This is a genomic window from Capnocytophaga sp. oral taxon 324 str. F0483 (assembly GCF_000318315.2).
In the GTDB taxonomy this organism is placed as follows: domain Bacteria; phylum Bacteroidota; class Bacteroidia; order Flavobacteriales; family Flavobacteriaceae; genus Capnocytophaga; species Capnocytophaga ochracea.
The window spans coordinates 156,006-167,795 of record NZ_KB291508.1; the positions used below are offsets into that span (position 1 = coordinate 156,006).

The 11,790-nt window shown below is 39.5% G+C and carries 12 protein-coding genes; 6 read left to right on the plus strand and 6 right to left on the minus strand.

Annotated elements, in window-relative coordinates; genetic code table 11:
- Positions 1-96: 96 nt before the first annotated feature.
- Positions 97-609, minus strand: coding sequence for an NUDIX domain-containing protein (locus tag HMPREF9072_RS04415; RefSeq protein WP_009410731.1), 513 nt, complete (start codon positions 607-609; stop codon positions 97-99).
- A gap of 342 nt (positions 610-951) precedes the next feature.
- On the opposite strand from HMPREF9072_RS04415, the gene HMPREF9072_RS04420 reads away from it, so the two are divergent.
- The 6 genes from HMPREF9072_RS04420 (at position 952) to mraY (ending at position 7,020) form a co-directional block, all read left to right on the plus strand.
- Positions 952-2,208, plus strand: coding sequence for a dihydroorotase family protein (locus tag HMPREF9072_RS04420; protein ID WP_009410733.1), 1,257 nt, complete (start codon positions 952-954; stop codon positions 2,206-2,208).
- Complete coding sequence (locus tag HMPREF9072_RS04425; protein ID WP_009410734.1) at positions 2,198-2,944, plus strand: alpha/beta hydrolase; 747 nt, start codon at positions 2,198-2,200, stop codon at positions 2,942-2,944. The genes HMPREF9072_RS04420 and HMPREF9072_RS04425 overlap by 11 nt, the downstream gene beginning before the upstream one ends.
- A gap of 3 nt (positions 2,945-2,947) precedes the next feature.
- Positions 2,948-3,847 carry an ion transporter gene (locus HMPREF9072_RS04430; protein ID WP_009410735.1) on the plus strand — a complete coding sequence of 300 codons (900 nt, stop codon included), beginning with the start codon at positions 2,948-2,950 and terminating at the stop codon, positions 3,845-3,847.
- On the plus strand, positions 3,837-4,751 hold the full coding sequence (gene miaA, locus HMPREF9072_RS04435; RefSeq protein WP_009410736.1) for a tRNA (adenosine(37)-N6)-dimethylallyltransferase MiaA: 915 nt from the start codon (positions 3,837-3,839) through the stop codon (positions 4,749-4,751). The genes HMPREF9072_RS04430 and miaA overlap by 11 nt, the downstream gene beginning before the upstream one ends.
- Positions 4,752-5,052: 301 nt before the next feature.
- The gene (locus HMPREF9072_RS04440) at positions 5,053-5,751 is read left to right on the plus strand and encodes a hypothetical protein (RefSeq protein WP_009410739.1); all 699 of its coding nucleotides are present in this window, start codon (positions 5,053-5,055) and stop codon (positions 5,749-5,751) included.
- A 33-nt stretch (positions 5,752-5,784) separates the two neighbouring features.
- Positions 5,785-7,020 carry a phospho-N-acetylmuramoyl-pentapeptide-transferase gene (gene mraY, locus HMPREF9072_RS04445; protein WP_009410740.1) on the plus strand — a complete coding sequence of 412 codons (1,236 nt, stop codon included), beginning with the start codon at positions 5,785-5,787 and terminating at the stop codon, positions 7,018-7,020.
- An 83-nt stretch (positions 7,021-7,103) separates the two neighbouring features.
- Here the strand turns inward: mraY and HMPREF9072_RS04450 are convergent, their stop codons facing one another.
- The 5 genes from HMPREF9072_RS04450 to HMPREF9072_RS04470 are packed head-to-tail and all read right to left on the minus strand — an operon-like array spanning position 7,104 to position 11,491.
- Positions 7,104-8,273, minus strand: a complete 1,170-nt coding sequence (locus HMPREF9072_RS04450; RefSeq protein WP_009410741.1) for a MalY/PatB family protein — start codon at positions 8,271-8,273, stop codon at positions 7,104-7,106.
- A 60-nt stretch (positions 8,274-8,333) separates the two neighbouring features.
- On the minus strand, positions 8,334-9,644 hold the full coding sequence (gene murA / locus HMPREF9072_RS04455; RefSeq protein ID WP_009410742.1) for a UDP-N-acetylglucosamine 1-carboxyvinyltransferase: 1,311 nt from the start codon (positions 9,642-9,644) through the stop codon (positions 8,334-8,336).
- Entirely contained in the window at positions 9,631-10,293 is a 663-nt protein-coding gene (locus tag HMPREF9072_RS04460; RefSeq protein ID WP_002672843.1) for a DUF4290 domain-containing protein, read from the minus strand. The genes murA and HMPREF9072_RS04460 overlap by 14 nt, the downstream gene beginning before the upstream one ends.
- Positions 10,290-10,580, minus strand: coding sequence for a DUF493 family protein (locus HMPREF9072_RS04465; protein WP_009410743.1), 291 nt, complete (start codon positions 10,578-10,580; stop codon positions 10,290-10,292). The genes HMPREF9072_RS04460 and HMPREF9072_RS04465 overlap by 4 nt, the downstream gene beginning before the upstream one ends.
- A gap of 11 nt (positions 10,581-10,591) precedes the next feature.
- The gene (locus HMPREF9072_RS04470; protein WP_009410744.1) at positions 10,592-11,491 is read right to left on the minus strand and encodes a hypothetical protein; all 900 of its coding nucleotides are present in this window, start codon (positions 11,489-11,491) and stop codon (positions 10,592-10,594) included.
- Positions 11,492-11,790 lie beyond the last annotated feature (299 nt).

The window sequence follows — 11,790 nt, forward strand, 5'->3', positions numbered from 1 at the left end:
CAAATGTACGTGTTTTTTTGAAAACACCAAGCAAAAAAGAAATTATTTTTTAAGAAATCTCTCTTTTTTCTAAACTAATAAACTGTATATCAATAATTAGCTTTGAAGTTGTTTTATGACTGTACGCACAGATATAAAACCAATTTCTTCTTCTCGAATATCTTTAAGAGCTATCCACCGGAGCTCTTTTATTTCATCGGGGGCTACAATATGTACTTCTTCGGCTTTGAGTTCGCATTCAAAAAAGATATCCATAGTGCGGTAGGGTACATTTTTGTACAGATAATTATTGGGGTAGGTGGTGATAAAGCGCAGTTGCTCAGGTTTGATGATGAGTCCCATTTCTTCTTTTACTTCGCGACAAGCTGCTTCTTGAGCCGTTTCGTTGGGGTCGATAAAACCACCTGGGAGGTCGAGTTTTCCTTTGTCGGGGTTCATATTGCGGACTGTAAATAGTATTTTATCTTTATGCTTAAACACTACTGCTACCGCGGCGGCAATATTGTGGAAATAGGTAAAACCGCAATCGTGGCACAAAAAGCGCACGTTATTAGGAAATTCGATGTTTGTAGAAGTACAATTCGGGCAATGTTTAAATATGCTTTCCATAGTTTTTGGGTATTTTCTAAAATTAGGTGAATGTTGAGATAACAGATTTTTAAGGTTAGAAAAATATTCTGATAACCTATCTTGGACAAACCTTATACGAATCTTGGACGAATCTTGGACGATAGCTATACCTGTGGTATCACTGTATAAGGGGTGTTTTGTAGAAAAATCTTCTACATCTTATAGAGATTCGCTTATAAAAATAACTTTTTGTACTTGTTGTCTTTTTTTATTAGGCGACAAATGTACTAAATTTTGTTATCTGAAAAAAATAATTTGTAAAAATAGTTTTTAATTGTTTTTTTAGTTGTACCTTTGCAGAGAAATTAAAAGCGTAATTCTATGGATATATTACTCAAGTCGGCAAAGATTATTGATGAAGAGAGTGCCTATCACGGTGCTGTAAAAGATATTTTAATTTCAGATGGGGTTATTAAGCAGATATCCAATCATATTGCTGCCGAAGGGGTAGATAAGGTGCTGGAAAACACTTGTATATCACAAGGTTGGACGGATAGCAGTGTTTGCTTTGGCGAACCAGGCTTTGAAGAGCGGGAGACCTTAGAGAATGGAATGCTTACGGCACAGAGAAGTGGTTTTACACACGTGCTCGTTAATCCGCTTACTCACCCCGTAGCCGACAACAAGCAAGCTGTAATGTATATCAAAGAAAAAACGAAGCATTTTGCTACTACCGCTCACCCTATTGGGGCACTGACCGTAGAAAGCAAGGGGGAATTTCTTGCCGAGCTTTACGATATGCAAAATGGAGGTGCTGTGGCTTTTGGCGATTATAAGAAGCCCATACACAACAGCAACCTGCTGAAAATAGCCTTGCAATATACACAGCCTTTCGGTGGTATTGTTATTTCTTTTCCTAACGATGCTAAAATTATGGGTAAAGGTGTGGTGAATGAGCATATAGAAGGCACACGATTAGGACTAAAAGGCATTCCTGCTTTGGCTGAAGAACTGTGTGTAGCGCGTGATTTGGCTATATTAGAATACGCAGGGGGGAAGTTACATATTCCTACTATATCCACAGCAAAATCGGTAGCGCTTATTGAGGAGGCAAAAAACAAAGGATTGGACGTGACTTGTAGCGTAGCTATCCATAATATTCAGTTTACTGACGAGGTTTTAGAAGGGTTTGATACTAATTACAAGGTGTTGCCCCCTTTGCGCGATACTGAAAATGTGAAGGAACTAAGAGACGCCTTACAAAGAGGAGCGATAGACTTTGTTACCTCTGACCATAATCCGTTGGACATAGAACTCAAATTTAAAGAGTTTGATCTTGCCTCGTTTGGAACTATTGGGCTGGAGAATGTGTGGGGTGTGCTGAGTCAGTATACAACTGTTGAAAGAGCGGTAACACTGCTTACCTCGGCGCGCAAACGTTTCGGGATACCTACTGCACCCATAGCTGAAAATACAGAAGCTGATGTTACTATCTTTACTCCCGAAGGAGAGACTGTTTTTACAAAAGAGATGATATTATCGGCTTCGAAGAATAGTGCTTTTATAGGTGCGACGATGAAAGGAAAAGTATTGGGGATTATTGCCCACAGACAAGCAATATTGAACGGTGGAGTTTAAGAAATGTCTTACCTTTCTTATAGGGAGCTTGATTTTATTATTTACAAACTGTTACTTTAAAACAAAGAAAAAAACAATGGAAACACATAAAAAACTACCTTTAGAATACGTAATTCGCGAGCCACAGGTAAGGACTAAACGTTCGCCTGTAATATTTATGTTGCACGGTTATGGGAGCAATGAGGAAGACCTTTTCTCCTTTGCCGATGAATTACCCAAAGAATACACGATTATATCATTGCGTGCGCCTTATAATTTAACCTCATTTGGTTATGCGTGGTATATGATTAACTTTGATGAAGACCAAGCCTATTGGAGCGATAATGAGCAGGCTATTGAATCGCGTGAATTAATAATGAGATGTATTGATGAGGCTTGTAAGGTATATGATTTGGATACGAGAAACATAAACCTCTTAGGATTCAGTCAGGGAAGTATATTGAGTATGGCTATTGCGATATCTTATCCTAAGAAAATACGCAGAGTAATAGCACTGAGTGGTTACTTAAATGAGGATATCTTGAAAGACGGATATAAGAAAGAGAACCATTCGGCTACGCACTTTTACGTATCGCACGGCACCAGTGACCAAGTAATACCTGTGGAATGGGACAGGAAAACACCTGAGTTTTTAAAATCGATAGGGGCTAAATGCACTTATGAAGAGTTTCCGATAGGGCACGGTGTATCACCACAAAACTTCTATTCATTCCGTGAATGGCTTAGTAAATATTGATTTATGGACAAAGCAGCACTTAAATCAAAATATAATATATTCAAGCAAAAGGCTTATATTATTATCTATGGGACGAATACACGCTTAGGTAAACTATTTGACCTTGTGCTGTTGTCGCTCATTACTATCAGTGTGATAATGGTAATGCTTGAAACCGTAAAGGGTGTTGACCACTATTTGCACGGTTTGTTGGTGTTTATGGAGTGGGTGATAACCGTTTTCTTCTCGCTTGAATATATCTTGCGCATTATTACCAATAAAAAGCCTTATAAATATATTTTTAGTATGTATGGCATTATAGACCTCATTGCTATTTTGCCGATGTACATATCGTTCTTCGCTCCTGGTGCAAAGGCAATATCAGTAGTGAGGGCTCTGCGCTTATTGCGTATTTTCCGTATCTTGGATTTAGCGAGTTTTATGAAGCAAGGGGAGGAGCTGAAAATGGCTTTGCGCACTAGCCGAGACAAAATTCTTATCTTCATTTATTTCATATCGGTGATTTGTATACTCTTAGGGTCAGTAATGTATGTAGTGGAAGGACACCAGAACGGGTTTAGCAGTATCCCACGCGGTGTTTACTGGTGTATTGTAACAATGACTACCGTAGGCTTTGGAGATATAGCTCCGCAAACTACATTGGGACAGCTGATAGCTTCGTTTGTAATGATATTGGGTTATGGCGTTATTGCGGTACCTACGGGTATTGTTACTGCTGAATATACCCATATGAAAAAGAAACAATCTTTTGAGGAGAACAAAAAGCAACACAAAGAGAATGAGGTTGCTGGAAAATTGGTTTGCAAACAATGTTCTTTTGACAAACATTTGCAGGGGGCTAAATATTGTAGCCAATGTGGTGGTGAGTTAATACTCCAAAAGAACAATCACGATGAAGCATAAAAAAATACTTTTGAGTGTGGTAGGACCTACTGCTATTGGGAAAACGCGAATGGCTATAGCCTTAGCACAACACTTCGGTACTGAAATCATCTCTTGCGACTCACGTCAGTTTTTTAAGGAGCTTTCTATAGGCACAGCTGTTCCTTCGCCCTATGAATTGGCTCAGGCAAAGCACCATTTCATTCAGCATAAATCTATTTTTGAGCCTTATTCGGTAGGTGATTTTGAGCGCGATGCTATTAGCTTGCTCAACACACTTTTTAGAACTCACGATGTGGTAGTAATGGTGGGAGGAAGTGGGCTTTATGCCAATGCAGTGCTCAGTGGGTTAGATGATTTTCCTGAAACCGATGAACAGATAAGAAAAGAGCTGAATGCGCAGTATAAAGCAGAAGGTATTGTTTTTTTGCAACAAAAGCTAAAAACTTTAGACCCTGTGCAATACGAGAAAATAGATACAAATAATCCGCAACGAATGATACGCGCCTTAGAAGTGTGTATGGTAGCAGGGAAGCCTTATTCGTCTTTTTTAAACAAAAAAGAAACGGTGAGAGACTTTGAGAGCATACAAGTAGGACTTACGGCAGAACGAGAGGTGCTTTACAATCGCATTGATGAGCGAGTAGAGCAAATGCTTGAAGGTGGGTTGCTTATAGAAGCACAAGATATGTTTCGGCACAAGGAACTCAATGCCTTGCAGACAGTAGGCTACAAGGAGTTATTTGCTTTTTTTGAAGGGAAGACCTCGTTTGGCTTTGCGATAGAGGAAATTAAGAAGAACACTCGTCGATTTGCTAAGCGACAATTTACATGGTTTCACAAAGATAGTTCTATACATTGGTTTGATTACAGGACAACGGTGGAGGAAGTTCTTCAGAAAACTACAATGCAGAAATACCAATAATACCGAAGTAATACCACAATACCAGAGATGCTAATAATACCAGAAATGCCAATAATACCAAATTAATGACAGTGCGAGGTCGTAGCACGACAGGCAGGTGCGAGCCGCACAGGCAGTCGTAGCACGACGGGCAGATAGAGAAAAGACGAACAAAGAACGAAGGAAAGGCGAAGTTAAAACAAACCTAAGAAGGAGGATAGAGAAAGATATTTTGAAGTAAAAAAGGTACGTTTGATTTGAGGAATGATAGAAGTATTGTAAAAAATATTATCTTTGCCCCGAAATTTGTAATTGATAACTAATGGAAAAATTGATTTTATTAGCTTTTGCACTACTGGCATTGCAATCTTGTAGTGTAACAAATACCTTTACATTTCATAAAGATGCTACCATTTCTACCGATATGGCAGTAGATATGAGTGAAATGCTTGCTATGCAAGCGAAGGCAAAACAAGGAGAAAACAGTTTGAAAAACGTGAATATGCCCGAATTTCCAAAAGAATGGCAATCGGTTTACGACTTTCAAAAAACAGTAGAAAAGGATAGCATTCCTGCTGATAAAGCTGAATTGCTGAAACGTGCAGCTATTAAAGGACTTTTTAAAGACAATAAGGAAGTAGGTTTTCAGGTTAGGTTCGACCATTTTGCGCCTGAAGAATACGCTTCTATCACCGCCGCTATTGGTAGAGGGACACGCAATAACAACCCTCTGAGTATTTCGGCTTTTAAATGGGACGGCAAGGAGTTGCGCATCAATATCGCTGCTTTGGAACAAAATACAGATGATGAAGAGCAAGCAGAGCGCGTAACACAGATGAAGAAGATGTTTAATATTGATATCAATAATACGCTTGTATTCGAGGGCAAAATAAAGAAGATAAAAGGCAAACACCCTTATATTGAGAAAATAGATGCTCATACCGTGAAAATTGATTTAAAAGCCGCTGATGGCAAAAAGAAAAAGAGACGCGATAAAGAGATTACAATCGTTATCAAATAGTTCTTATCTCTTACCATTTAACTATTATTTAAAATGTTATATTATTTATTAGAATATCTTGAAAAATATTACGACTTTCCAGGATCGGGGCTTTATAAATACTTATCGTTTCGAGCAGGCTTGGCTTTAATGCTTTCCTTGCTTATTTCTACCATCTATGGGAAGCGTATTATTCGCCTCCTACAACGCAAACAGATAGGCGAAACGGTGCGAGACTTGGGGCTTACGGGGCAGAATGAGAAAGCAGGCACTCCTACTATGGGGGGGATTATCATTATTCTTGCTACGCTTATACCTGTACTGCTGTTGGCTAAGTTAGATAACGTATATACCCTATTGCTACTCATCACTACTGTGTGGATGGGAGCCATTGGCTTTATCGACGATTATATCAAGACTTTCCGCAAGAATAAAGACGGACTGAAAGGACGTTTTAAAATATTAGGACAAATAGGCTTAGGAATTATCGTAGGGGCGACGCTCTATTTTAATGATAATGTAACTATTAAGAGTGAGAAAACAGGTATTGGACGAACACGTACTGAAGTAGTAGCAGAAACAGCCACAGAGAATTTTGTTCCAGAAGTGAAATCGACGAAAACTACTATTCCGTTTGTGAAGAATAACGAGTTTGATTATGCTGACCTCATTGCGTGGGCAGGAGATAATTATCATCATTATGTGTGGCTGGTATTTATTCCTATTGTGATTCTTATTGTTACAGCGGTTTCTAACGGAGCGAACCTTACTGATGGTATAGACGGATTGGCAGCGGGAAGCTCGGCTATTATAGTCCTGACATTAGGGTTATTTGCGTGGATTTCGGGTAACATTATTTTCTCGGAATACTTAAACATTATGTATATCCCAAGAGTAGGGGAGATGACGGTATTCATAGCCGCTTTTGCAGGAGCTTTGGTGGGCTTTTTGTGGTATAATACCTATCCTGCCCAAGTGTTTATGGGCGATACAGGAAGTTTAACCATAGGCGGGATTATAGCTGTAATAGCCATAGCAGTACGCAAAGAACTTTTGTTGCCTGTGCTCTGTGGTATCTTCCTCATTGAAAACTTATCGGTGATATTGCAAGTGGTTTACTTTAAATATACGAAGAAAAAGTATGGTGAAGGTAGACGTATCTTCTTGATGTCGCCTTTACATCACCATTACCAAAAGAAGGGGTATCACGAGAGTAAAATAGTGATGCGCTTTCTTATTGTAGGGATTTTCTTAGCGGTGATTAGCATTGTAACGCTGAAATTGAGATAAGAGCTCAATTAAAAGCTTGGGTATATTGGAGAATAGAAATGTGAAAAGCGCCTAAATAATCTGATTATTTAGGCGCTTGACTTTTATATTGATGTTATTGCGTCTTTGAGTTGAGCTAAGGCTTGCCTTACCACACTACGCGGACAAGCTAAATTGATGCGCATATAGCCATTGCCTTCTTCACCATAAATACTACCGTCATTTAAGGCTAAGTGCGCCCTATTAGTACATAGAGCGACTATATCTTTTTGGTTGAGCTGTAACGCACTGAAATCAATAAACACTAAATAAGAGGCTTGAGGTATGATGACTTTTAGTTGAGGTATGTTTTCCTTGATATAACTTACCACTTCATCAATATTACCTTGAACGTAGGTGAGCATTTGTTGTAACCATTCTTCGCCTTTGTTATAGGCTGCTACAACGGTATTAAAAGCAAAGACATTGCCAGCAGCCAATTCGTTCCCTTCTACATAGCTCTCGAAGCGACGACGCAGGGTAGGATTAGCAATTACCGCATAAGAGGTAGCTAAGCCTGCCATATTAAAAGCCTTGCTGGGAGATGCAAATACAACGGAGTTCTGTTTAGCTTCTTCGCTTACTGAGGCAAACGGAATGTGCTCGTAGGGAAGTAAGGTAAGGTCGGCGTGGATTTCGTCAGCTACTATTGTTACGTTGTTCTGAGCACAGATAGTTGCTACTTTTTCGAGTTCTTCGCGCGTCCATACACGTCCGCCAGGGTTATGAGGGTGACAGAAGAGGAAGAGTTTACAGCCTTTTATCTTTTTTTCAAAGAGTTTAAAATTGATATAATATTGCCCATCTTTCAGCTCTAATGGACAGTTTACTAATTCGCGATGGTTATTGCGGATTACCTGAGCAAAAGGATTATATACAGGTTGCTGAATCATCACCTTTTCACCACGCTGAGTAAATGCCTGTACTGCCATTGCCAAAGCTGGTACTACCCCAGGTACAAATGAAATCATTTCTTTGGTAATCGTCCACTTATGACGGCGTTTTTGCCAACTGATAATGGCTTCATACCAACTTTCGGGTTTCGCTGTGTAGCCAAACACTTCACATTCCATACGTTTTTTCATCACTTCCACTATGAAAGGAGGTGTTTTAAAATCCATATCGGCTACCCACATAGGAAGCAAATCGGTGCGTCCCCAGCGGGGGGCTAATGCCTCTAACTTGAGAGCATCGGTGTGTTTTCTGCAAACTACTTCGTCAAAATTATAATTCACTTTTTAATAATTAATGTTTAATGGTTAATGATTAATATGTTACGTGTTATCGGATATCTATTAGGAAACTCTTACTATTTGGGCACCGAGGGCTTTGAGTCGTCCGTCGATGTTTTCGTAACCACGGTCTATTTGTTCTATATTGTAAATGGTAGACGTGCCTTTGGCTGAAAGAGCTGCAATAAGCAAGGCTATACCGGCACGAATATCAGGCGAGGTCATTAGGGTTGCGCGCAAAGGAGAACGGAAATCATTACCGATAACGGTAGCGCGGTGAGGGTCGCATAGTATAATTTTAGCGCCCATATCTATGAGTTTATCAATAAAAAATAGCCTACTCTCAAACATCTTTTGGTGAATAAGCACTTCCCCACGTGCTTGGGTAGCGACTACCAGCACGATACTGAGTAGGTCGGGGGTAAAACCAGGCCAAGGGGCATCGGCTACTGTTAGGATAGAGCCATCGATATAATTTTGGATTTCATAGCCGTTAGTATGAGCGGGGATATGAATATCGTCGTTTTTCTTTTCGAAGGTAATACCTAATTTCTGGAAGATAGTAGGCATAATACCCAAATGCTCCCAGCCTACATTCTTAATGGTAATTTCACTGCGGGTCATAGCAGCTAAGCCTATCCAACTACCTATTTCAATCATATCGGGGAGGATAGTGTGTGTACAACCCTCCAAGCGTTCTACCCCGTTGATAGTAACGAGGTTGGAACCGATACCTTGTATATCGGCTCCCATAGCGTTGAGCATATGGCAGAGTTGTTGTACATAGGGCTCGCAAGCTGCGTTATAAATAGTTGTAGTGCCTTCGGCTAATACGGAAGCCATAATAATATTGGCAGTACCTGTAATAGAGGCTTCTTCTAAAAGCATATAGCTTCCTTTTAGTTTCTCGGCTACTACGCTATAAGTAAAATTATTCTCATCATATTCGAAGTGGGCACCTAATTTGATAAACCCATCGAAGTGGGTGTCGAGGCGACGGCGACCTATTTTATCACCTCCCGGTTTAGGAATATAGCCTACTCCAAAACGCGTGAGCAGAGGACCTACTATCATAATAGAACCTCGCAGGGCTTGCCCTTCGGTATGAAAAGACTCAGACTTTAAATAGTCTATATTGATATCGTCGGCTTGAAAGCTATAAGTACCTTTCCCGAGCTTTTGGATTTTGACTCCTAAATTCTCGAGCAAAGAAATCAGTTTATTCACATCTTGAATATCGGGAATGTTGTGAATGGTAACTTTTTGGTCGGTGAGTAAAACCGCACAAAGTACTTGTAGTGCTTCGTTTTTAGCTCCTTGTGGTGTAATACTTCCTTTGAGGGTATGTCCACCTTCTATTTTAAAAACGCCCATTGTTATTTTTTTTATTTGTTGAGAATATTCTTTTAGCTTGCTGAGGTTGCGGTTGAGGAGTGCGTTTAGTTAGATTTTGTTTCGTACGGATAAGGTCACGACTATTAGTAAGGTCTTCGTTAGCCTTTCTCAAATCAATTTGCCCGTTACTCAGTTCGTATAGATGTTCAAAAACCACGCTATCGTCTACGCTTTCTTTATTCCAAGTGAGGAAGCATTTCTTCATATGGTTAGCGATAGAATACTCTAAAGCTTCACGTAGGTCGCCTTTTTCCCAATTTACGCAAGTGTTTATCATACGAATAATTACGTTGCCGTAGAAGCGGTAGCGGGGATGTGCTTGAGGATACCTAAGTCTTTCGGGATGTTTATGAAGTGTGGAAGGCGTGGGTTTTTCATAAGGAGAATCGACGTCTAACTGAAAATCGGACATTATAAAGAGCTGGTCCCAAAGTTTATGTTGAAAATCAGGGACGTCGCGCAAGTGAGGAAATAAGTTTCCCATTACGGCGACGATACTTCGAGCCGTTTTATTACGTGTATCGCGGTCTTTAAGGAGTACCGCTTTTTCTATCATTTTTTGGATGTGTCGCCCGTATTCGGGGATGATTAAGTGAGGGCGTTCGGTGTTATATTCTAAGGTCGTCATAATGATAATATTCCTTTTACTTTACCAGCTTCTTTGTAATAGGCAATTACCTCATCGGGGTTTTTAACGGTAAGGCTTACCGAAACACCTGTGTACTTATCGTTAGACGATGGACGTGTGGTGATTTCGGCATCGGTATTTTTAAATACCTCTTTGAGCTGATTGAGTTTGGCTTCATCAGTAGGTATTACGAATTTATAGAGATAACGAGTTGGGAAGAGTGAAGTCTCGATGAGTTCATTCTTTAAGCGCTCGTAAAATTCGGCTAATTCTTGTTCTGTTTTCATTGAGTTGATTACTAATATTCGTATTCTGTGGTTTCTTCTAACTTACCGTTAGAGTCGTATTTTTTAATTTCTCTTATATTACCCTGTGCATTGTATTGGTATTCCCTGCGATATTCGCTAATAGAATCCTCTTTGCCTTCTTCTTTTGAAATGTGTCTCATTAAGGTAAGACAATTTTTAGAGATAAACTCTTCGGGGTAGAGCAAGTCGCCTAAATGACCATAAGCTTGATTGGGTTTATCGTTGTATTGATACTCCCAAATTTCGGCAGTTCGAGTGAATTTTTGTTCACTTTTCAACTTATTCCAATGGCTGTCGAAAGTAATTGTTTCAGTATGTCCGCCTACAATAGCAGCTGAAACAGTAGTGCCTGTATAAGTGTAGTTTGTTTCTCTAACACTTGGTTTAGGGTCTATGTATTGTTGCGTAGAGTAAATGTACTTTATGAGCTTACCTTCAGGGTCGTAAGAATAGTTATGAGTATTCGTTCTTACGCCTCCCTCTACAATTTTAATCTTTTCTACCAATCTTTTATTTTCAAAGCGGTAAGTTTCTTTCTCATCAAGTATAGTGCGCCCCTTACGTGAGGTGGTGATTTCGGTAGGGTAACCATTAGCATCGTACTTGTAATCAATGATATAAGTAGTAACATTTCCGTTTTCTAAATCAGTTACTTTCTGAATAGATTTAGTAACCTTACCATTGACAATAGTAGACTCAGCAACCAATTGCTTTTTTCTTAAATGCTGGGTAGTAGTTACAATGCGAGGATATACCCCCACAGTAGGTTCAGGAGCTGGCTTGGGTTCTAAAGTAACGGGAGGCTTCTTGTCGTCAGGAGCCTCGTTGTCATTTTTACTACACGCAGTCAAGCAAGCGGTAACTAATAGGGAAAGAATTATTCTTTTCATTTTTTTGAAATTAAAAACTTGGTGCAAATATACGAAATAAATTTTAATTAACAATTATTTAATGCCAATAATACTAATAATGCCAGAAATACCGATAATTAACTTTGCCAGTGGAAAATGAGGAAATGAGGAAATGAGGAAATGAGGAAATGAGGAAATGGGTAGTGATAAAAATGGTTTTTTGACAGGTGAGACTTGTCAGACAAATTGGATAGGTCAGAGAGAGCGAAAGAAAACGGAGAATTTCAGAAGAGGGTTGGGAGAGATTTTGGAGAAAAAAGGCTATGAGGAGGGTGGGG